We start from the raw sequence: 20,489 nt of genomic DNA, 5'->3' as shown, positions 1-20,489 counted from the left end.
CGATTGTTTAATCAACCAGTAGTTGATTCTGTGCTTATGTCAACGATCGCCGCGCGTCACGAAGCCGCTTTGTTACCGCGGCCTCGCTTATACCTTCCGCTGCGGCGATCTCGGCAGCGGTGTTGCCGAGCACATGGGCGACCACGCTTGACCGTGCGCGGGGCGCAAGGCGGCGCAGCGCCCAGTCGATCCCGACGGCTGCTTCCTGGGCGCCCGCAATCGCCGGTTCGTGCCAATCCTCAAAGCTGACCAGATCCGATGAACGTTTTCGACGGTGCAGGTCGCGCCACATCAGATTGGCGGTGCGATCGAGGATGCAGAACAGCAGCCCCGACAGGCGCTCGACAGCGGCGAGCACATCCCACTGCCGCCAGATGATGAGCCAGAATTCCTGCAGCAGCTCTTCGGGGTCAAGACCCCCGTTACGGCAGCGCCACTGGGCGCGGCGCATCATCGCGGCCCGGTATCCTCGAACAGTGATATCGAAATCATGCACGATCAAACTCGGCTGCGATCTCACCGATCAATGCCGTGAAAATCGTGGCTGTGCCGCGGTAGTACGAAGCGTCTTCGGGATGCTTTTCGGCGCGGTCGAGCAGCTTGGTGACGCGTGCCTCGATATAGGCGATGATGGATGCGCGGTCGGTGGTGTCAGGCATGGGTAATGAGCCGATCGGTTTGATGCTGAAGATAGGCGATGTCTGCGGTGTTGCGCAGAATGCAGTCGACGTGGGCTTCGTCGAGCGCTCCCTCGGATCGATGCGTGGTCGAGGGAATGAAGCCTGGACGTGTGACACGGGCGGTGGTCGCTCCGAGTTCCTCAAGCATCGCCAGTTCGTTCTGGAAGCGCATGTCATCGACGACGACGTTGATGCCTGCTTCCATGCGCGCTACGATCCGCTGGCGAGTCAGATGCAGCCACAGGTCGGCGCGGATCAGGTCGCGGCCCCATTCGGTCCCGAGCGTGACCTGTAGATGGCGACTGCTGACCCCGATCTCGGGGATGATTGTTTCCTTCAGATCGCCGTCGACATAGCGCTCGATCAATTCAGACGCTGCCCAGTTGGTCGCATCGTAGAGCAGTGACCGAACCATATTCTTCAGCGGGTCGGCGAACTTGATCAGATTGAAGCCGTGGGCGTCGACCAAATGGCGCGCGACCTCGGATTTTCCACAGCCAGGGGCGGGGCTGCACAGGGCGACGAGCTGCGCGGTCACGCCACTCGCTCCCATACCTTGTTATTGATGGCGCGCACGGTCCCGCGCTTCCGTTCTTGCTGCATCAGCCGATCTGCGACCCGTTCGACGAAATAGTCGCCGGGGCTGCCGCCCATCACGCCAGCGCGCGTCAATGCGGCGCGAACAGCATGGGCGTTGAACTGGCCAACCATCGCCTCGCGGCCGGCGCGTTGCTGCGCATCGGTGATGAAAACTCCCTGCACCTTCATCAAATCAGTCCCTCAAAATCGTCGTCATCAGCCACAGCGGCCGGCGGCAACAGGTTGGCGAATTCATCCTCATCAGCGGGCGCCGCGACGACCTGGGTCAGCAGATCCGCCACACCCGGCACGGCGATTCCCGATTGCGCGAGAGCGTCGAGCACCGAGGCGACCACGGTCTTCCCCTTGCCGGTCGCCAGCTTCACCTGATCGGTGCCACGCAGCGTGAAGGCATCGCAGGACCAGGCGCCGCGGCGGCCGTCTCTCGTCATATGATCGAAAAACAGGACCCGCTTGCCGCACTCACGGTGGAAGCTGCTCCAGCCGGGCAGCTTCCGCGCATCTTCGATTTCGGGTTCCGATTTCCACAGCACCTCGGCTTGGACCTTCCAGTTCACACGGAAACGGGGGCGCGGATCGCCGGATGCGGCAGCAGATCGGCGAGATCGGGAAGTTCGGTTGCGATGATGGCACTGGCAGCCGCCGCGAGCAGCCGGTGTTCCTTCTGGGTCTTCGGGTCACAGCGGAGATCCAAATAGTGGAGCCACGAACGCAAAGTCCCTGCCATGTACAGCCGCGAGGGCGTCGTGCCTTCGGGCAGCACGGCGCGCGCGACTTCCTTGGCGATGCCGTAGTCGAGCGCCCACTGGTAGGCCGCTTGGGTGGCACGGTTCGCCGCTGCCTGTTGGGATACCCACTCTTCCGCAAGCCCTCGATCATCCGTATCGATCGAGTTCTGCCGATCAGCATGATCCTGTAGTCGTGCTTCTCGCAGCACCGGAGGCTCGACCACCGCAGCATAGCGCTGGCTGAATTCCTGGAACGAAAACGACCGGTGTCGCAGAATCTGGCGAGCGATGTCGCGCGTCGTCACGATTTCCATGGTCAGCGAGATCATCTCCAGCGGCGACCACTCCTTCCGGCGAACCAGCGACCGCAGCAGCTTGCCGCCGGTCTCATGGCTGTTCTGGTTCGCGGTCGACGAGACGCGGGCCATGTAGGCCAGCAGTTCGGTGGTGCCGGGGACATCGTCGATGACGGGGCGGCTGATTGCGATCAGACGGACGCTCATTGCGACACCACCGTGGTCGGCGTCCCAGCGCGCAGCGCAGCCGTGTTGCGGTCGATCGCGCGCTCGATGCCGCCGATGCCCAGCCATAGGATGACTGCGATGATGATCAGCAGAAATTCCTTCATTTCGGGTTCCCTTGAACGGAGGTAGCCTGGGCCACGGGTGCGGTTGCGGCCACACGCTCGATCTTCTCGGAGATCAGCATGTTGTCCTCGCGGTATCGGAGGCGCGTGGCGACGCGGCGGCTGCGGGTCATGCGGTCGCGCCCCGTTGCTGCGATGCTTCGGGGATGCCGTCGGTCATGATCACCGGTTTCACGATGCCCGACCTGTCGAGAGCGAGCGGGATCAGGCAGCCGAGATTCGCCATGAGCATGGGATCGCGGAGGTGGACGTTGGTCTTCCGGATCTCGATCTGCTCGGCTTCCATTGACATGACGCTGTCGATCACATCGGAGAAAGCCGCGAAGAAGTGGACGATGAAATCCGACCCGGTGAGCACGGCGACTGGCTGCCAGCCAGTGACGACCACGCCACCTTCCTCCGCGAATTCTCGGATCATCGCAGCAAGCGGTGTCTCGCCGGGTTCGATCTTTCCACCGATCCCGTTCAGCTTGCCAACCTGCCACTTGGGCTTCTGCTTCCGGATCAGCGCCAGCCAGTTGCGATCTGCCGAGAACAGGAAACCTGCAACGTAGGCCTGCCGCGCAGGACATTCGCAACGAACTGCGTCGCCTGTGCCGCCGATGATATTGCCGCAAGTCGGACAGACATACGGGCAGTCATGGCAGCGAATGCGAACAGTTCTATGGCAGCAGGTCTCGCGGGTCATCGGATCAACCTCCTCTGAGCCTTCGTCTTCAGCCACATCCACGGCGATCGACCATTCAGCGCGCGACGGATGATGTACTGCCGCGCGACGCTGATGAACGTGAACGCTGCGACGATGCCAAGATGCGTCCCGGCGCCGACGTGGATTCCAGCGATCGGGAAAATCACCACTTGGCCTGCGAGCGTCAGTGCCGCGCCGATCGCGATATTCACGGCGACCTCGATCACGGAGTCGATCCGCGTCTGAGCCCCACGGGGCGCCGCGAACGGGCGCGGCCAAGGGATCGGCAACGCCGCGCAGGGGCCATCGTGCCAGGGTTCCCGGGTGCAATACATCCCGGCAGGCGGCTGCTGGCAGACCAGGGGCCCGGTCGATGTGTTCATGCTGCCACCTGCGGACGATAAAGCGTATCGCCGTGCCAAGCATCGTAGTCGTCGAAATTCCAGCCATCTGCGCGAAACGCAGCCGCCTGCTCGACACCGATTTCGGTCAGCCGATACGACCACTTTCGATCGCACCTGAGCTGGTGCTGCCGAACCCAGCCGCGCGCGAACATCTCGTTCTGGTCCCGGCTGAACCACCGTTCGCAGTCTGCCGGCTGAATGATGCCGTCCGGTCCGGCCGACAGCATCGCAGCGACTAGGGTAGGGTGGGTGAACGGGTCGAACACCGCAGGATAGGTGAGGTTGAGTGGGCAACTCATGACTGCGGCCACGTCATCCACAGCGACGCTACGGAGAGCGCGAGCATGGTGGCTGAGAGTGCAATGGCGCGCGGCTGCCGATCGGCCTGCGTATACCAAATATCCGATGGCGCAGGCTTCGCGGTGGCGATGCGTACCAGATCGGCGGACCACCAGCCGACGCCGAACGCGCTGAGCATGGCCCAGATCATGACGTTGCACCGGGGCAGTCGGGCTTGCCGTCGCGTCGAAATCGGATCGACAGGCTGCCAACCGAAGTGTTGCCGAGGCCATCGCGGTAAACGATGTATCGGCAGCCGGTGCTGGGGTCGGTCCAGATCGCCGTGTTGTCGGCGGACTGCGGCGCCGTTGCGACCATGCAGCCGCTCAGCGCCAGCAGCGCGATTGCGATTGAAACGCGCTTCATGCCGATGCGACCTTCTTCGCGCGCACCCGCTTCGGCTTCGCTGCGACAGCCGCAGCAGCGGCGAGACGCCGAGGCCCATCACCGTTCTGGCCGCGGTAGATCGGATTGTCGGACCGCGACGGCCGATAGCGATAGAGCTTGGATGCCGGTGCCGCGGGCAGCGTCTTGGCAACGCGCAGCACGGCTTCCTTCTGCAGTTCAATCACCGACAGCGGCGATTGATCCAACGCGTTGCGTTCCAGCGCGATCGCCACAGCCATCGCCTGCATTGCGGCGTTGATGCGCTTGCTCGGCGATCGTGTGAAACCCGGAGTGCGATCGCGACCAAAACGGAGGCGACGCTGTTCTGCACGTGTCATCTGACTTCCCTTTTTCAACCGATAATCAACTAATGGTTGATTGAGCGATCGGCTTGCGGAAGTCAACTGGCAAAATCCACCGAAAGATGATAATGCGCAATCATGCAGACAGATTTCGACTTCCGCCGCACCGTCACCACGCTGACATTTTGCGGGCTGGGCGTCGGCCTGACGCTGCTGCTCGGGGCGATGACCGTCATCATACGGAACACACCGCGCCTAGTTTTCCATATCGCACTGGGCGTGGAGGGGCTGCTTCTGGTGGTCGTGACCGGCCTCGCGATGACTGTGGCACTGCGACAGATCAGCGCAAAATTCGGAGGCGGCACATTCGATGCGCAGGGCGGGGCTGACCCCGATCCCGCGACACCGGCTGTCGTGACCACCACAACCACGACATTGGAGTCGAAGCAATGAAGCGATTGATCTTCGGTGCAGCGATGCTGTGCATTCCAGTAAATGCGTTCGCACAAGTGGCGCCGATTCCACCAGTCGTCCGCGATTTCAACGGCAACAAAACCACGGCTACCGCCATCGTCTGTGTTCGAGATCCTGCCGCGAATCCCGTCGTGCTGGTCGCATGCGGCAGTGCGTCTGTTGCAGCAGCCACATCCACTCCGCAGCTCGGCACCGTGACCAGCTCAACGGCGACCGCAACAAGCGGGACCGCGACGTTCGCAGCAGGCGTCGCCACAATCGGGCCGCTCACGCCGCAGCTTGGCCGGCCCATTCGAGTGGTGCTCAAGGGAACCTGGTCGGGCACCATTTACGCAGGCACTTCGACCGACGGCTGCGCGAACATCAACCCGCTGACGATCGGCGGGCAGCCTTGGGCATCGTTCACCGGCAACGCGAATGAAGATATCGACATGGCCAATGTCGCTGGTGTCGTCTATTGCGCTCGGGCGACGATCGCTTCGGGTACTCTGACCTATGGGGTGCAGCAGTGAGCGTCTTCGAAACACTCGGTAAGGCCCTGTTTTCGCGCCAGTTGAAGGCGCAGGCGGCAACCGTCAGCGGCGCCGGGGCTGTATATTCGATCAACCGGCTGCTCGGCAGTTCAAGCACGCTCGCGCTGATCACTGGGACGAGTTCGAATCTCACGCTGTCGGGCTCGTCGATTGCGGCGGCGACGGCGCTCCCAACGGGTGTTTCGCAGACGGCAGTAGTGCGCGAGACGCTCGGCCAGCTCGCGGCGGAATATCCCGTGGTGCTGACCGGCGCCGTAGTGCCCGCCACTGCGCCCGCAGCACCCACGCTCACCGTCACCCCCGGCAACGCGCAGAACACGCTCGCCTGGACGGACGGCGCGACCGGCGGCGCGGCGATCACCTCGCACAACCTTTACGCAGGCGCCTCGGCTGGCGCGCTGACACTGGTCGGCGCGATTCTCTCGGGATCGCCGTATATCGACACCGGGCTGACCAATGGGGTGGCGCGCTTCTATGCCCTGACCGCGGTCAATGCGGCCAGTCTCGAAAGCCCGCGGGCTACGGGGAGCGGGACGCCTGCTGTGAGCATACCCCGGATCACGACGCTCACAGGCGGCCGCTCGGCCGAGTTGGCGATGCCCGACGCATACTGGCCAGCGATTTATGCGCAGGGGCAAGACCCTAACATGCATCCATCGCTCGGCACCTTCACCGTCACCGCGATCAAATCCGGCAACTGGTCCGACCCGACGACGTGGAATACCGGCGTCGTTCCGGTGGGCGGCGATCTCGTCAACATCGCGTCGCCCTATGAGGTTCTCTACGACGTCTCGACCCCGATCACGCCTTATGCAAATCCGGCGGCACTGCTGACCGCCTATCGTTCGGCATGCGACACGCTCAAGACGACCCCGGCGGATAGCACTGCGCTGGCGACCATTGCTGGGATCGAGGCGAAGGTTATCAAGGCCGTTCATATCGGCGGCACGGCGACCTTCCGCATCAGCACCAGCGTCAGCACGTTCCTGCTTTGCGACAACCTCGTATCCCACGGGGCGTATATTGCGGGCGAAGAAGGCACGCCGGTCACGCATCTGCATGTAATCTGCGGCACGTCTGATCCTGGCGCCACGACCAAGACCGGCATCATGACCATGGGCCGCACGCGGATGGTCGGCGCCCCCAAGACGGTCGCCACCAAGTTCTCGATCGACCCCACGGTCGGAGCAACGCAAGTCACCCTGGACCAAGTCCCGTTCAACATGAGCATCGGGGATGACATCGTAATCACGTCGACCGCGTTTGCGGGCAACGCGGCGAGCGATGCCAGCTATACTGGTCCAACGACGGCCTACGTGCCTGAGTTTGGCGACTTCAATACCTGGCGCTCCAACATGGTCCAGCGTAACGCCACTGGCTTCAAGCTCAGCTACGACGAAGTTCGTACGGTCACCGATATCAATGGCCCGGTGGTATCTTTCGCGGTCCCCTTGGCATACGCGCACCCGACCATAGCGCGGACGCTCAAAGACGGCACGCCCTCCCGCATCGAGCCACGCTGCGTAAACCTCACGCGCTCGCTACGCTACGAGGGTGCGTACTGGCGTGAGAAGGGCGTGGCCGGCACGGGGCGGCACCGCGGCCACACGATGCACATGCACGTCGATGACATCGTTCGGAAGTTCGCGCAGTTCAGGAACCTCGGCCGGACGCGTACCGATCCCACGCTGACCAGCGCGCAGAACACCGCGACCGATGGCTGCAAGGCTTCCAGCGGCGGCGCCTATCTGGCTGATCCGAACAACGTGATCGGGCGCTACCCGGTGCACGACCACTGGACCGGCCCGTACTTCTACCGGCGCCCCGTGATCTCCGAAGGCCTTTCGATCCATTCGGATCTGGCTGGCGACCCGACGCCGGGCTGGTCTTATACCCAACATCACAGCCGGTCGAACCTCAAGAATTGCGTCACGTTCAACACGCGAGGCGCTGGCTTCGCGTGCGAACTCGGCTCCGAGATCGGGCAGTGGGATGGTTGCCTGTCGATTTACAACCGCGGCGACGGCTACACCCCGGCCGGCTACGGTGACCGCTACGAGGTTATCTCGAACCATAACGGTCATGCCGGCGTTGCGTTCGACATGCAGAGTCGGGCGGTTATGCTGACCAACTGCATCGGTATATCCTCGCGGTACGACTTCATCTGGCACCAGCAGAAGACGCCGCCGATCAGCGCGCGGTCGCCGGACTCGGCGGCGCTGCGCCTCGTAGAGCCCATCAGTTTGGGCACCACCGAGGTGCTGTCGTCGTACCCTCTGGGGATCGATCAGTTGGGGGTGTACGGGCATCTTGAGGCGCAAATCCCTGACGGCAACGGCAATGAGGGCCACGACGTCGACGTTGGATTCTACGTCTCCAGTCGCGACGTGCACGATGGCGGCGATGTCATGCCGATGGGGTGGGACAACCTCAAGATGCTTGCCGACAAGCCGTTCTTCATCTTCAATTATTCGTTCAATTACAACTTCAGCAATTTTCTATTCGTGGGGAAGGGCAAGGGCGTGTCGACCGCCGGGCTGCATTTCGGGACGAAGAGCTACACGCTCAACTTCCGCAATGGCCGGGTCGAGGGGTTTAACTACGTCATCAACGACGTCGGCGGGTTCAACTACGCGGGGTTCGTTGTCGACGTCGACTACGACACCACCGCGTTCTCGAACCAGAACATCCAGAACATCACATCGGGTAATACTCTGGCAAGCCACCCCGCCAATGGCATCATGGGGCCGTGGGCGTTGGTGACCGCCCGGACAACAGATGCTGACGTGCGGGTGCGCGATTACGTCCCGCTGACCTCGGCAGATATGCCGCAGCCCTACCCGATCGCGCCGTTCAGCACGACCGTCGAGCCGTCGCCCGGCACCCCCAAGCCATACATGGTGCTGGATGCCGGAACGGGGGGCACTGTGACCCCCTCCGGTCTGTCGCAGGTATCCGTCAGCGGCACCCTGGTCGATAGCTGGGGCATCCGCTATTGGCCGACCTCGCAGCGCTTCCAGACGGCGGCCGCTGACCCGGCGCACCCCGTTCGCAAGAACACCATTGCGAACGGCACCGAGCTGGTGCGGCGCAACGCCTGCTACACGCCTGACGGTGGGACGACATGGAAAACGCGCCTGTGGTTCAACGATCAGGACCGCGGCACGCACGTGCGCTTGCTCATCCCGGTCGACATCACGCTTTCGGGCTTCGACCCCGCCTTCCTGGCAAAGCATCAGGTGGCAGACGGTAATGCGACCAAGCCCGCGTTCCCGATGCTGCCGGAAGAGCTGACCTACGACAACACGCCTGCGGTGCAGACCAAGGCCTATCTCTGGGACTTCACCGGACTGGTTGCCGCGTTCACGGCGCAGCAGGACGTTGCCGTGTCCTCGACCAGTACATCGAACACGCTGACGGTTACGCGCCTCACCAGCGGGCAGACCGTCCCTGTCACGATCTCAGGGGGCAACTACTCGCAGAACGGCGGCGCTTACACCAACGTCGCGACCACCGCGAAGACGGGTGACACGTTCACCCTGCAGAACGTGAACGGGGCGACGCTCGGGGGAGCTACCACGGCGACGCTGACCGTCGGAGGGATTGCCTACGGGTTTACCTCGACCGTGCAGAATTACCCGGCGACGGGTACGATGGCGCGGGACTATTTCGACGACCAGGTCACGGCGCAGAACCTGGATGCGCGCGCGGGCTGGGAGCTGCTGGGCGGATCGGCAGGTGGAGCGATCGTGGACAGCACCAAGATGTTGACCGCGGCGGCTCTCGCTGCTCAGACCTCGACCTATCGCTACACAACAGATCTCGGTGCCTTGCAGCAATATGTCGAGTTCAACGCAGCAACCACAGGCTTCAATAGTTACCGCCATCTCGTCAGCATGTCGGATGCGAACAACTGGATCGGGTTCGCCCAAAACAATAACACGATCCGCGTCTACAAGTGCGTGGCTGGTGTCGAGACGCAGATGTTCTCTTTCACCGTCCCCAATGGCAGCGGGGCGCAGCTTCTATTCAGGGCTGAATACAACGCCACGACGGGTGCTGTCGCCGTTTATTGTAACAACGACCAGATCGGGTCTGGTACTGTTGCTGCCCCACCGCCAGTGGCCACACGCAGTGGCCTACGCGTCACGACAAACGGAACTGCAACAGCTATTGCAGCTTTCGTCGGATTTGGCGCCGGTCCCAAGAACAGCTTCGGCGACACGTTCACGCGCGCGAACGAGAACCTGGAGGCCTCGCCGAACTGGACGCGGGTCGACGGCACGGCGGCAGCACTTACCGTATTTTCCAACCAGGCAAAGGGCACGGTTACCGGAAGCCCGACATCGTATCGTGTGCCGAACCGCGGCGTTAATCGCACTGCGATCACGGCGTTCATCCAGTCCTTCACGACGGGCCGGATCTGCGTGCAGCTGACTGACAGCAATAACTATGTCGGCATCTACCTCAGCAATGGCAGCACCATCGCTTTGGTATCGGTGAAGGCTGGCGCAGTCACAGCGGTAGCGAACATCACGGGCATGAGTTCTTCTACAGGGTTCGTCTATACGCTGGAGTACGACCCTACAACCGGCGTTGCCAACGTGTACCAGAACTGGAACTTGGTCGGCAGCTACACGGTGGCATCGGGCAATCGTCCCCCAGTCACAACGCACGCAGGCCTTCTCACAAACGGTAATGGCGTCCTCGCCGACAACGTCATTGTCGAGGCGTTCTAAGCTGGGACGCTCAAGATGGCCGAAGAAGTTCGGCTTTACAAAAGGCTGTGCTACGGCTCCCCCGGCATTGGGCCGGGGGAGAGCGAATTGTGAGCGTGCGCTTAGACGCCGGCGAGGGGAAGCATAAGGGACACTTCGCTGTTCTCGACGGATTACGTGGTGTGGCTGCCATCGCCGTTGTGGTGATGCACATAGGCGAGATGCTACTTCTGCCTAATTGCTTTCCCCAAGCCTACCTGGCGGTGCCATTCTTTTTCGTTTTGAGCGGGTTCGTGATCTCATACGCTTATGAGGGCGGTCTCATGCAGCGAACGACTGCACTTGGGTTTATGATCGTCCGCATTAAACGTCTCTATCCCATGCTTCTCGTCGGGCTCGCAATAAGCATTGCCATCAGTGTCTTTCGAGCTTTGGCGAAAGGCGCCGACTTCAACACCACGGATGCGATCGTTAACCTGTTAGCCGCGATCACCATGATCCCACGGCCGGGGGCCTCGGCGTTTGGATTGCTGCCACCACAATGGTCTCTCGCGATCGAGCTTTGGGGCAATCTGTTGCACCATCTGCTGCGTTCATTCTTGAGTCGCTCGGCCTTGAATCTGGGTCTACCGTTGGCGTTTGTAGCGATGGCGAGCGGCGCTTTTTATTATGGCGGCCTCGGGACAGGCTGGGCTATCGGCAACATGCTCGGCGGCGTTGCCACGTTTGTTTTCTCTTACGGCATGGGCGTCTTAATATTCCGGCTATGGCAGGAAGGGCGCCTGCCGCGTGTGCCGATCCCTTTGTGGGCAATCATAGGAATATTGGTGGTTTCGTTGGCCGTGCCGCAGCCGTTACGCACCTCGTCGAACGCGCTGCGCGACCTGGTATGCGCGACCTTCGTTTACCCCGTAATATTGATCGCCTGTCTCACGACTGCGCTTAGCCCGACGGCGTTGCGATTGTCGTTGTTCTTCGGGCGAATTTCTTATCCTGTCTATATCGTGCATTATCCGGTGGTATTGTTTTGCTGTTACGCGCTGCTGCGGCTGAAATTGCCGCTCTGGGCAAAGTATGCAACGGTGCCATTTGTTGCGGTTCTCGCGATTTCGGCCGCGTGGTTGCTTCTTAAATATTTCGATGAGCCATTTCGCCGTTTGCTGGACGGTGCCACGCGCGCCTTACCTTTGACACCGGGTCAGGTCCGCCGGTAGTCGTCGGCGCACGTCACCGTCCCAATCACCCGCGCGGGAATGCCGCCAACCACGGTGCGCGAGGCCACATCCTTGGTGACGATCGCGCCAGCGCCGATGACGCTATGATCACCGATCGTCACGCCAGGCATAATGATAGCTCGATTGGCTATCCAGACGTTTCGGCCAATGACGATCGGCGCCTGCGTCACACCGTCTCCCTGACCCACCTCGTGGTAATTCGAATCCTGAATGAGGACATCATCGCCGATTAAGCAGTGCGGGCCGATCTCAATACGATTGGTGGCTTCGATCGATGTGCCGCTGTTGATGAAGCAAAAGTCACCAATGCGCAGAAGAGCGCCCGATGCCGAGCCGAGCTGCGGGCGCCGCAGCATTCCCCGAAACGAAATGCGGGACCCCAGTTCGATGGCGCCCCCGGTCCCGATGCTAGGCGCCAGCCCTGCACAGACCACCCGGTCCAATACCTTGACGCCGCGCGCGCGCCAGACCGCCGTCAGCAGGAGCCCTTTCGCGTACCGCGAGAGCTTTTTAATTGATGCATGTTTCAAGTTATCACTCGATCGCTGGGGGATAGGGAGTCGGGCATTGGGGAATGGTGCGCGGGGTCGCCGTTTCAAGCAACCCCGCGACTGCTCAGAACTGTTTGCCGTCTTCCTTTAGCCGGTTCGCAATCTGGTGGTCGGCGCGGATGGCGTTGTAGGCGCGCTTCTCGGCGATACAGCCGAGCAGGTCCACTTCACGCAGGCGCGCATGATACGCGACACCGAGCAGCGCGGTGACCAGCGCATCACGGTATTCCTGCTGCCGGTTCTTGCGCAGATGCTCGAACGCCGCGACGACCAGGTTGACGATCGCCATCAGCGTGTTGGGCGTGGCCTCGCTCGGCACCGCCGTCATCGCGTCTTCCGCGCCGATCAGATCGAGCAGCCGGATTGCCGTGTCGCCCAGTTCAACGTCGAACATCAGGCGCGCGGGGAGCTTGTCATCCATCAGGCAACCGCGGCGGCCTTCGTCGGCTTCCGACAGCTCGCTGACAACGAGCATCAGGATCTCGCCGCGGTTGCGCGTCGTGAGGATGGATTCGCCAGTCTTCAGGTCGGTCCACCAACCGGCGGTGACGTTGGAAGCGTGAATTTCGGGGGCGAGTTCGAGCAGTTCGTTCAGCATGTTGATTTCTCCGGGTTGGTGATTGGGGGAAGGGGTGGCAGCGCGAACACCAGTTCGAGCGCTCCCCAGTCGCCGAGGCTGTTGTGAAATGTGCCGTCGCGGACGTAGCCGGGGCCGACGATTATCCAGCTTTCAGGGTTCAGCGGAGTGCGGAACGCTGCCATGTGTCGGTGGTTGGGAAGCGCCTCGGCGATCGGCACCCACCCCTTTGATTTCTTCGGGGACCTTCTGGCCTCGCGGCTCACGACTCGCACCCGGCTGGCGCGACGACTCGCGGCCCCCATTCGAAGTTCTGGATGTCCTCGGACTCGGTCTGACCGGGCACGAACACCCGCAGATTGAACTGCGCGTCGCCGTTGTCGAACGTCTGCACGACCTCCCAGTCGCCGGACAGATCGGCGCCGGCGTGGATGTCGCTGCGGGTCTGCTTGGCCCAATAGTGGCCTTCGGTGTGGGGGCGGGTCACGCGTCCACGTCCATCACTGCGATCCCACGGCGCAGCGCCTGGGCGCGGCAGTGGGCTGTCCCAGCGCCGCCGGGGAACGCGACGACCAGGGTCGGGGCCGACAGCATCAGCATCCGGATATTCCGAGCGTGGCCGGCGAGCGCATTGTACGGCTTGCGGCCCTTGTATCGGATGCGACACGGCATCGCGGTGATATCGTCCCATGCTGCCGGATACGGCTCAACCGGGATCTTCCGCTGCCAGGCCCACTCGGCGGCGAGGGTGTCGGCGCCGGTCGCTGCGCCGTGGATCAGCACCTCGATCGGTCGCTCGGCGTGGATGGTGTTGAGGGCCTCGGCGACCCGTTTCTGGTCGCGGTAATCGCGGCCTCCTGTGACCACCACGCGCATCAGCGCACCGGCATTTCGACGATCGCCACGTCATCGCCGTCAATGATGCGGACGGTGCCGCCGCTGCGGATCAACTTGGTGATGGGTGCGACGTCGCCGAACATTCGCCGCAGGAAATCGGCTGTGACAGTCTTCCCGCATCCCTGCGGCCCGGTCAGGGTGATCGTGAGGCCGTCGGTGGCTGCTGCTGCCGGTTGTGAGTCTGACCGGTAGCCGACGATCTCGGGCATCACCGCATCAGTCGGCTCGAACACCACGCCCATGGATTTCACCTCCTGCTTCAGCGCATCGCGGGCGGCGGTAAGCGCAGATGCGGGCCACTCAGACTCCCTGCCGATGCGGGTCAGCCGCTGGTTCAGCTTTGCGATTTCTCCGAGCAGTCGAGCGGCCCGCTTCGTGTTTCCCGGTGACATTTCTCTGGTCCCTCTTGGTTCGACTCGACTCATAATGCTGCGCGTCACAGAGTCAACCAATAGTGGATTATGGCGATTCATTTCTCCGGGTGGGTCAGGGGCTCAGCCTCCGATTTCTCCGGGGGATTGGCGCGACGTCTACGGGAAATCCCGTAAACCGCCTGGCTGTGATATACTCGGCGCCATGCATGCACTGTTTCACCGCCGCCGCGTGCGTCTCAACCGCCGGTCGATTTCCACCACAGCGCGTGACTGTGCAGCCTGCACCTGGTCGCGCGGCTATCCCGTCACGGCTGCGAACGGCCGCCGGGCGCCCGCATGACCATGCCACCGCGCTTCCAGCTCCACAGCGCCCCGCAGGCCGTGCCCGCGCCTCTGGTTGCGCCAGCTCAACCGCTACCGCGCGCAGCGACGCCACGGGAGGCGCGAGTCCGTGCGGCTGTGCTGCGCTATCCCCGGCTATTCGCCGCGATCGTGGGCGCCGTAGACGCGGAAAACCCGCCACAGCGCGAAACCGTGGCGGGTTGAAACGTTGAGTGGGTGGCAGGGTCTTTAGGGGTGCGGCGGCATTGTCATGGCGCCATAGACCAGAATGAACGCCAGCGCGGCGCACGGGATTAACAGGATACGGCCGAAGGGGCGCATCTTCGCTTTAGCGGCTGCGCGCGCCTCCACTGTGCTGCAGGAAAAGGCGATAAAGAATATCGCGACTACTAGCATCAACACGGTGCGCGACTCCGGATTCGTCCCGCATCGATCGCGAGAATAATCGAGTCCCAATAGCCAGCGGGGTTGTCAATTATCGCGCGGACTCGCCCGTCGGCGGTTTCATGTAGCTCCACAGCCACGGCGTCGGTGGATCGCGCCACGCCCGACAGCTCGCGCACGGTTGCGGCGGTTGCACGGTACAGCGTATCACTGGCGCCGCTATGATGCGCGACACGGCCGCCGAGAATCGCGGCGTCTAGGGCTGCGCGCGCCAGTTCGTGCGGGGAGGTGCGATGGCGGATCATTGGACAGACACCCTGCGCGCGGTGTCGTGCTGGCGCGTGATCCGCGACACGACGACCAATTCATAAGCCTCATCGCCGTCGCCATTCGACACGCCGTAGATTCCCTGCAGCTCGCGCAATAGGTCAGAGTATTCGGCCGGGCTGGCGGGTCGCGTCGTGCGATACCACGGCTTATCGCAAGCGCCGTGTTGCCCGACGTGCGCGTAGCAGGTCATATCGTAAGCGGTTGCCCAACCAAGAGTCGGGAAAACTGCGGTCACGCCGTCGTCGGCGAATGCGGCTTTACCACGTGGACGGCGGAACAATACGGGTAGCTTTTCCATCTCGGATTCCCTTTTTGGCGTGCTGAATTCATCGGCGCCGGCGGATCGCACCCGCCGCGCTGTCAACTCAGCTCAGATAGAATTTGCCATCATCGCCAAAATACGGGTCAATCGACCCAAGGGCGGCGGCCGCTTCGGTTAGCAAATCGCCAGCCTTACCTAGACCGCGGTCCCAAAATCCCGCGCCGTGGCCGTTGCGCGTCAACCATAGGTCGCAGCCGGCTTGTGCGGTCGAATAGGTGGAACCGACATCGTAAAAAATCAGGTCCAATAATTCCCCGGCGCTTGCGCCATTGTCTGAAACTGGAGCGGCCAAAAACCTTTCAACATCGGCCACGGCCGCAGCGAAGTCGGAGTCCGAAAGCGTGTAAATTGTGCCAGTGTCGCGTTCCTCGCGCTCAGCGCTGCAAGCGTCATCCGCTTCGCTGTATTGCGCATCCTGCAGCGCGGTGGCGAGGTAATCGGACAATATAGGCAACCGCCGGAATTCGGCTTTGCGTTCGGCTTCGGTCATTGGTTGAGTCCTCTGCTTTTGGTTGATCTGGTGGACGTGATTAGACCGCCTGTCTCTTGAAAACCTTAGACCACACGAGTCGGTTGCATGTCAACTCACGGTTGAATTTAACTCCGACGGTAGCGAATGATTTTCGTGTGAACGCGCGCCGTCGCGAACGTATCGTCCGGCAGCGTCTCTAGGGTCTCAGCGCCTGCCAGGTTGAAGGTGACTGGCACAAGCGCGACCAGCGTCGGCGTCTCGCTATGGCCGCCGCGACCCATTAGCGAGATTGCGGCCGCGACGTGTTTCTTGACCGCGCTAAATGGGGGATTCATGATCACCCGCGGGAATTCCACGCGACCCGCGACTTCGGCCGCATATTCGAGAAAGCATCGGTTGATGACAGCGCCGTATTTCCCGAGCCCGCTTGATAATGTGCAATGCCGCTCAACCTGGACCAGCTCGCACGAGCTGTGACCCGATGCCGATAGCGCGCGCGAGATATTCCCGGTTCCCGCGCTCGGTTCGAGCGTCAACACGTCGCCAGGCGGGCCCAGATAGTCGACCATCCGCGCGGCGACGTCCGCGGGTGTCACGTGGCATTCTGTGAACTTGTCCACCGTCACGATCGCGGGGAGTTCGAGCGGTACCACTGGGGCGCCGTCGCGGCGATTGCGCACGGGGATCCGCAGGGGCTTGGCAGGCCGGCTGTAGACCGCGGGGTTCATGCTGCGGCCTTTTCGTCGATCGCGGCGCGCGTGGCCGCTTCCAGTGCGGCAAGATCGAGCGGTAGCGCCTTGCTCGGCTTGTCGGTAATCGTGACCACGTGGCGCGGCTTATGGAAACCCGTTCCGCGGCTGCAAATCCGGATGCGCGCAACAGGTTCACCTGAGCGAACCTGTTGCATGTTGCGCCACTGCATTGAAACCCGCGCACCGCTCGCGTCGATTTCCACAGTCTCGAACGGCGAATAACTGCCGCCCGAATTCGCCGAATAGCGCGCCTGAGTAAGCGCGACCACTTCGCTTGTCTCAGGCGTCACGTACGGCTTGCCTTTGCACGCCAGCGCCATTTGCAGATTCCAGATTCGTTGTAACCGCTCGGCGTCTTCGGCCGTGGGGTTGACCAGTGGAGCGGCCGCGGGTTTCGTGGATACGCGCCGCGGCTTGGCATCGGGAACGACATAGCCGGTTGCCTGCATCAAGTCGCGCCAATCGTCTTCGCTCAGGTCGAGATAACACGCGTCCGCGATATGCAGGGGCAGGGGAACCGGGCTTTCGAGCTGGAAGGCGCCGGGATCGGTCACGGTTGCTTTCGGCGACTCCGCGCCGTGCTCGCGTGCGAACGCTTGCAGGATGACGGGAGTCAGTTCGCCTTCAAACCGCGCGACGTCGCCGAGCATGGCACGCTCGAACGCCAGCCGATTCAGAACGTGGGCAATCCAACGCCGCCGCATCGGTCCTGCAATGATCGTTTCAGCGTTTGCGATACAGCGGGCGCGGGCGTCGGCTGGCGTGACTTCGTCACCCTGGACGGCCGAATAGAGGCTATAGGGCGCCTGCATTGTGCGCGCGTCCATATTGCCCAACGCCCAACGAATTTGTTCGTCGGTTGTGAACTTTTCCCACATCTTCAGGCCATTGTGCGCGGCATTGATACCGCGCTGCAGGTCGCGCAGTTCTGCCAAAAGCGTTTTGATCCGATTTGCGCGGACTCGCGGGTCGTTCTTCATATTGGCGAAGCATTCGACTCCCGTGGCGCGGTAGAGCCAATAATTCGAGGTCTCGGCAAGCTTGATTGCCTTAGCCTGCGCGCTTTCCATGCGCTCAGCGTCTTTCCGAGCTTTCCGCTCGGAATGGTGGCCGCGCAGAATAGGCTGGCCATCGGCGAAGCGATCCGAAAGGCCTTGTGCCGCGCGTTGATAGGCGCCAGATTCCGCCAGTTTCTTGCCTGCGAGGATGTCCAGCCGCTCGGCTTTGATCGCTGCGCGTTCGGCGAGCGTGGACTCTTCGGCCTCGATTTCGCCCGCCAGTTCCGTTGCGATGTCTTCGCGGGCGGGCGTCCATTTCGGGGCGACGAACAATCCCTGTTTTGGCGCCCAGTTGAAACCGGCGGTCTTGATCCGCTCGAACGTCTCGGGATCAAGGCGCGACGTCGCGTAAAGTCGAATCTTGTTATCTTCGGGGCTATAGGTTGCGGTGATCGTCGTCATGGTTGATTCCCTTATTTTCGTTTCCGTTGAAAACCTTAGACCAGCGAGTCGCGTGACTGTCAACCAATGGTTGAATTTATCTACAGCAACGCGGCGAATTCATCCGCAGGCGCCCGCCGGTTTCCGTGGCCCCGATCGCGCACGCATTGGACGCACGCCGATGTGCTCGAATACCGCGTTTCGCCGTGGCTGGCGTTCCGGCGGCACGTCGCGCCCTGGTAGAACGGGTTGCCGGCGGCTCGGTCTGAGTTGCGGGGGCGGGGCATTAGGCGATTTCCGGCCTATCGCGGATGTAGTCGACGAACCCCGCGCAAATCTGTGGCCGTTGCCCGCGCACCGTTTCATGACAGCCCCACACGGTAGACAATTTGCCGGCGGAACGTTCGCCCGATATCCGCGCCTTGATCAAGTCAGCTTGCGCGAGTTCGCTCGCAGTCAGAGCATAACCGGCAAAAGGACACTTGCCGCAGGCCGCCTTGCGGACGGTTGGTGCCATGGCCAGTTCGCGAGTTTCGGTTCGCGGCATCGGCGCGATCATCTCGGCCAGTGCATTACGTAAATCGGACATCACTCGGATTCCTTCCATGCGGTGGCGAGCGTGCCACCAATGATTGCTAGGGATGCGATGCCAGCCGCGGCGAATAGCGCCTGCGACGGCCACAGTATGACGATTGGCAGGGTTGCTGCGATGACTAGGGCGCGGGTCATACTGAGAGGCGCCGCGTGCGTTCTGCGCTGGCCTTACCGCCAACCCGCTCGACGAATTCGCCCGCCCTTGGGTCGTAGAACCGCGCAGGTTGGCCTAGCGCAAGCGCCTGCCAAAAGTCGCGCGCAGGTTTGTCCGCGGGCCAATCTGAATAAGTGCCGCGCATGAAAGCACGGAAGCGGGCATATTCAAGCGCACGCCGTGCGAGTTGGTGAACGCTAAAGGTTTGCGCGTCGATCGTGCCAGTATCCCAAGGTGACCGCGAATCCGGTGGAACCACTATCCCCTTTGCTGCGGCTTTACGCTCTACCGCGTCGGCGATGAAATGCCGGAGGTGCGCACGGGTCGCACGGCGTTCCGGAGCATAGGCCCAAAGGTGAAACAGAGGCTCCACCATCCATTTACCGCAAGGCCGGGTGATGACGCGCCGCCCGACATATTCGGGCTTCATAGGCCCGATGTCTGCACGGAAGCGGAGCGCATTCGCGCCGGGGCCGCGGAGCGGGTGACAGAGTCCGTCTTTGCCGCGCACCTGCAGCACGATAGAGCCTCGCGCATTGCGTTCGATTGTGCCGATGATCACAGCGCCACCACATCGACCGAGACGACCCGAACCGTTGCACCCGTCTCGCGGTCGATCAACGTACGCCCAATCTTGCGACGCTCCCCGGTGGCGTAGTTTTCAGCGGCTGCGAGGCTGCGCGTGTCATGGGTGCGGCGGCCGCCTTCCATCGTGGTGACGACGCTGTGTGTAAGCGGAGCTGCGAGGGCTGCGGCGATGAGGGGGTGTGTCATGCGAATCACCTTTCAGTTGATAAGACTGGTCTAAGGTTTTCCGGGTGACTGTCAACCGATGGTTGAATTTATCTGCGAGCGAGCTGCGTCTCGATAGCCCTTGCACCTGGTCGCGCATGGCGGCCGCCGCATCCCTTCAGCGTGGTCTAAGGTTTTCACGCTCGCGCCTCTCTGCAGGGGCGTGGTCTAAGGTTTATGCGCCTCAAGTCTAAGCTTTATCGGGCTTTGGTCTAAGGTTTATGTGCTGGGTCTAAGGTTTTCATGGTGGCTAAGTGTCTGTGATTGCTGCGCTTATGGCGGAAACAGCCAAGGTACTCCCCAGCGATATGCCAGGGTCGCGCGGTGCGCTGAGCCGCAAAAAACCAGTCATCTCAGACCACTACCGGGACCAAATGGAGCGGTCTAAGGTTTACTGGAACAGTGGAACGAGAAAAATACGCTCGTTCCACCCTCTCGTTCCGGGTCAAACTACTGATTTATCACAATAATTCGGTGCCTGGAACAGTGGAACGAGATTCTCTTAGAACTTTGTCGTCTTTGAGACTGTGGAATGGGGTGTGGTCTAAGCCTTACGGCAAGCCCGTGGTAGGACCAGAAACGGGTGATTTGCGCAGCGACAGCATATAGGAATCGCTGAAATCTCGTTCCCTCGTTCCACCCCTTCCGAAAGCCGCGGAAATCTGCGGTTTAGCCCGGAACGAGAGGGTGGAACGAGCACCCTCTATCTCGTTCCACTGTGCCGGTTTCAGGCCCAAAATCGCCAGATTCGGTCGATTCCGAGCAATGTCTAAGG

The 20,489-nt window shown here is 61.9% G+C and carries 32 protein-coding genes; 4 read left to right on the top strand and 28 right to left on the bottom strand.

Going from position 1 to position 20,489, the window contains the following annotated elements:
• Window positions 1-34: 34 nt before the first annotated feature.
• From U1872_RS06325 to U1872_RS06260, 14 genes are read right to left on the bottom strand one after another with little or no spacing between them, the layout of a single operon-like run.
• The gene (locus U1872_RS06325) at window positions 35-496 is read right to left on the bottom strand and encodes an RNA polymerase sigma factor (RefSeq protein WP_332792045.1); all 462 of its coding nucleotides are present in this window, start codon (window positions 494-496) and stop codon (window positions 35-37) included.
• Window positions 489-659, bottom strand: a complete 171-nt coding sequence (locus U1872_RS06320; RefSeq protein WP_332792044.1) for a hypothetical protein — start codon at window positions 657-659, stop codon at window positions 489-491. Before U1872_RS06320 ends, U1872_RS06325 begins: the two co-directional genes overlap by 8 nt.
• Window positions 652-1,218, bottom strand: a complete 567-nt coding sequence (locus tag U1872_RS06315) for a deoxynucleotide monophosphate kinase family protein (RefSeq protein WP_332792043.1) — start codon at window positions 1,216-1,218, stop codon at window positions 652-654. The genes U1872_RS06320 and U1872_RS06315 overlap by 8 nt, the downstream gene beginning before the upstream one ends.
• Complete coding sequence (locus U1872_RS06310) at window positions 1,215-1,448, bottom strand: hypothetical protein (protein WP_332792042.1); 234 nt, start codon at window positions 1,446-1,448, stop codon at window positions 1,215-1,217. Before U1872_RS06310 ends, U1872_RS06315 begins: the two co-directional genes overlap by 4 nt.
• Window positions 1,448-1,837, bottom strand: a complete 390-nt coding sequence (locus U1872_RS06305) for a hypothetical protein (protein ID WP_332792041.1) — start codon at window positions 1,835-1,837, stop codon at window positions 1,448-1,450. Before U1872_RS06305 ends, U1872_RS06310 begins: the two co-directional genes overlap by 1 nt.
• The gene (thyX, locus tag U1872_RS06300; protein ID WP_332792040.1) at window positions 1,834-2,511 is read right to left on the bottom strand and encodes an FAD-dependent thymidylate synthase; all 678 of its coding nucleotides are present in this window, start codon (window positions 2,509-2,511) and stop codon (window positions 1,834-1,836) included. The genes U1872_RS06305 and thyX overlap by 4 nt, the downstream gene beginning before the upstream one ends.
• Window positions 2,508-2,636 carry a hypothetical protein gene (locus U1872_RS06295; protein WP_332792039.1) on the bottom strand — a complete coding sequence of 43 codons (129 nt, stop codon included), beginning with the start codon at window positions 2,634-2,636 and terminating at the stop codon, window positions 2,508-2,510. Before U1872_RS06295 ends, thyX begins: the two co-directional genes overlap by 4 nt.
• Complete coding sequence (locus tag U1872_RS06290) at window positions 2,633-2,767, bottom strand: hypothetical protein (RefSeq protein ID WP_332792038.1); 135 nt, start codon at window positions 2,765-2,767, stop codon at window positions 2,633-2,635. Before U1872_RS06290 ends, U1872_RS06295 begins: the two co-directional genes overlap by 4 nt.
• A complete protein-coding gene (locus tag U1872_RS06285) occupies window positions 2,764-3,342 on the bottom strand; it encodes an NUDIX domain-containing protein (RefSeq protein ID WP_332792037.1) in 579 nt (192 codons plus the stop codon). The genes U1872_RS06290 and U1872_RS06285 overlap by 4 nt, the downstream gene beginning before the upstream one ends.
• Complete coding sequence (locus tag U1872_RS06280) at window positions 3,339-3,677, bottom strand: DUF7220 family protein (protein WP_443025361.1); 339 nt, start codon at window positions 3,675-3,677, stop codon at window positions 3,339-3,341. Before U1872_RS06280 ends, U1872_RS06285 begins: the two co-directional genes overlap by 4 nt.
• A gap of 44 nt (window positions 3,678-3,721) precedes the next feature.
• Window positions 3,722-4,057, bottom strand: coding sequence for a hypothetical protein (locus U1872_RS06275; protein WP_332792035.1), 336 nt, complete (start codon window positions 4,055-4,057; stop codon window positions 3,722-3,724).
• Window positions 4,042-4,236: a hypothetical protein gene (locus U1872_RS06270; protein WP_332792034.1), complete on the bottom strand. Its 195-nt coding sequence runs from the start codon at window positions 4,234-4,236 to the stop codon at window positions 4,042-4,044. Before U1872_RS06270 ends, U1872_RS06275 begins: the two co-directional genes overlap by 16 nt.
• Window positions 4,233-4,451, bottom strand: coding sequence for a hypothetical protein (locus U1872_RS06265; RefSeq protein ID WP_332792033.1), 219 nt, complete (start codon window positions 4,449-4,451; stop codon window positions 4,233-4,235). The genes U1872_RS06270 and U1872_RS06265 overlap by 4 nt, the downstream gene beginning before the upstream one ends.
• On the bottom strand, window positions 4,448-4,876 hold the full coding sequence (locus U1872_RS06260) for a hypothetical protein (protein ID WP_332792032.1): 429 nt from the start codon (window positions 4,874-4,876) through the stop codon (window positions 4,448-4,450). Before U1872_RS06260 ends, U1872_RS06265 begins: the two co-directional genes overlap by 4 nt.
• A gap of 36 nt (window positions 4,877-4,912) precedes the next feature.
• Between U1872_RS06260 and U1872_RS06255 the strand changes: the two genes are divergently transcribed.
• The 4 genes from U1872_RS06255 (at window position 4,913) to U1872_RS06240 (ending at window position 11,713) form a co-directional block, all read left to right on the top strand.
• Complete coding sequence (locus U1872_RS06255; RefSeq protein ID WP_332792031.1) at window positions 4,913-5,227, top strand: hypothetical protein; 315 nt, start codon at window positions 4,913-4,915, stop codon at window positions 5,225-5,227.
• Window positions 5,224-5,760 (top strand): hypothetical protein, encoded by a 537-nt coding sequence (locus tag U1872_RS06250; protein ID WP_332792030.1) that lies wholly within the window; start codon window positions 5,224-5,226, stop codon window positions 5,758-5,760. Before U1872_RS06255 ends, U1872_RS06250 begins: the two co-directional genes overlap by 4 nt.
• The gene (locus U1872_RS06245; RefSeq protein ID WP_332792029.1) at window positions 5,757-10,520 is read left to right on the top strand and encodes a fibronectin type III domain-containing protein; all 4,764 of its coding nucleotides are present in this window, start codon (window positions 5,757-5,759) and stop codon (window positions 10,518-10,520) included. Before U1872_RS06250 ends, U1872_RS06245 begins: the two co-directional genes overlap by 4 nt.
• Window positions 10,521-10,609: 89 nt before the next feature.
• Window positions 10,610-11,713 (top strand): acyltransferase family protein, encoded by a 1,104-nt coding sequence (locus U1872_RS06240; RefSeq protein ID WP_332792028.1) that lies wholly within the window; start codon window positions 10,610-10,612, stop codon window positions 11,711-11,713.
• Here U1872_RS06240 and U1872_RS06235 read toward each other — a convergent pair.
• The 14 genes from U1872_RS06235 to U1872_RS06170 form a co-directional block, all read right to left on the bottom strand.
• Window positions 11,698-12,264, bottom strand: a complete 567-nt coding sequence (locus U1872_RS06235) for an acyltransferase (protein WP_332792027.1) — start codon at window positions 12,262-12,264, stop codon at window positions 11,698-11,700. The two genes, U1872_RS06240 and U1872_RS06235, sit on opposite strands and share 16 nt — an antisense overlap.
• 85 nt (window positions 12,265-12,349) lie before the next feature.
• Window positions 12,350-12,883 (bottom strand): nucleoside triphosphate pyrophosphohydrolase family protein, encoded by a 534-nt coding sequence (locus U1872_RS06230; RefSeq protein ID WP_332792026.1) that lies wholly within the window; start codon window positions 12,881-12,883, stop codon window positions 12,350-12,352.
• Complete coding sequence (locus tag U1872_RS06225) at window positions 12,877-13,083, bottom strand: hypothetical protein (protein WP_332792025.1); 207 nt, start codon at window positions 13,081-13,083, stop codon at window positions 12,877-12,879. Before U1872_RS06225 ends, U1872_RS06230 begins: the two co-directional genes overlap by 7 nt.
• Before the next feature lie 41 nt (window positions 13,084-13,124).
• Entirely contained in the window at window positions 13,125-13,349 is a 225-nt protein-coding gene (locus U1872_RS06220; RefSeq protein ID WP_332792024.1) for a hypothetical protein, read from the bottom strand.
• A complete protein-coding gene (locus U1872_RS06215) occupies window positions 13,346-13,738 on the bottom strand; it encodes a DUF2493 domain-containing protein (RefSeq protein ID WP_332792023.1) in 393 nt (130 codons plus the stop codon). Before U1872_RS06215 ends, U1872_RS06220 begins: the two co-directional genes overlap by 4 nt.
• Window positions 13,738-14,151 (bottom strand): DEAD/DEAH box helicase family protein, encoded by a 414-nt coding sequence (locus U1872_RS06210; protein ID WP_332792022.1) that lies wholly within the window; start codon window positions 14,149-14,151, stop codon window positions 13,738-13,740. Before U1872_RS06210 ends, U1872_RS06215 begins: the two co-directional genes overlap by 1 nt.
• Before the next feature lie 719 nt (window positions 14,152-14,870).
• On the bottom strand, window positions 14,871-15,164 hold the full coding sequence (locus tag U1872_RS06205) for a hypothetical protein (protein ID WP_332792021.1): 294 nt from the start codon (window positions 15,162-15,164) through the stop codon (window positions 14,871-14,873).
• Window positions 15,161-15,487, bottom strand: coding sequence for a hypothetical protein (locus U1872_RS06200; RefSeq protein WP_332792020.1), 327 nt, complete (start codon window positions 15,485-15,487; stop codon window positions 15,161-15,163). Before U1872_RS06200 ends, U1872_RS06205 begins: the two co-directional genes overlap by 4 nt.
• Window positions 15,488-15,554: 67 nt before the next feature.
• Entirely contained in the window at window positions 15,555-16,001 is a 447-nt protein-coding gene (locus tag U1872_RS06195) for a hypothetical protein (RefSeq protein ID WP_332792019.1), read from the bottom strand.
• Between the two features lie 107 nt (window positions 16,002-16,108).
• Window positions 16,109-16,711 (bottom strand): methyltransferase type 11, encoded by a 603-nt coding sequence (locus tag U1872_RS06190; protein ID WP_332792018.1) that lies wholly within the window; start codon window positions 16,709-16,711, stop codon window positions 16,109-16,111.
• Entirely contained in the window at window positions 16,708-18,195 is a 1,488-nt protein-coding gene (locus tag U1872_RS06185) for a DUF3560 domain-containing protein (protein ID WP_332792017.1), read from the bottom strand. Before U1872_RS06185 ends, U1872_RS06190 begins: the two co-directional genes overlap by 4 nt.
• A 265-nt stretch (window positions 18,196-18,460) precedes the next feature.
• Window positions 18,461-18,763, bottom strand: coding sequence for a hypothetical protein (locus U1872_RS06180; RefSeq protein WP_332792016.1), 303 nt, complete (start codon window positions 18,761-18,763; stop codon window positions 18,461-18,463).
• A gap of 136 nt (window positions 18,764-18,899) precedes the next feature.
• Complete coding sequence (locus U1872_RS06175; protein ID WP_332792015.1) at window positions 18,900-19,484, bottom strand: hypothetical protein; 585 nt, start codon at window positions 19,482-19,484, stop codon at window positions 18,900-18,902.
• On the bottom strand, window positions 19,481-19,696 hold the full coding sequence (locus U1872_RS06170; protein ID WP_332792014.1) for a hypothetical protein: 216 nt from the start codon (window positions 19,694-19,696) through the stop codon (window positions 19,481-19,483). The genes U1872_RS06175 and U1872_RS06170 overlap by 4 nt, the downstream gene beginning before the upstream one ends.
• Window positions 19,697-20,489: the final 793 nt, after the last annotated feature.

Origin of the sequence: Parasphingomonas frigoris (genome assembly GCF_036663815.1) — a bacterium.
Taxonomy (GTDB): Bacteria; Pseudomonadota; Alphaproteobacteria; order Sphingomonadales; family Sphingomonadaceae; genus Sphingomonas.
Note: the sequence above shows the minus strand (reverse complement) of the source record. Positions and strands in the feature narration are given on the sequence as shown.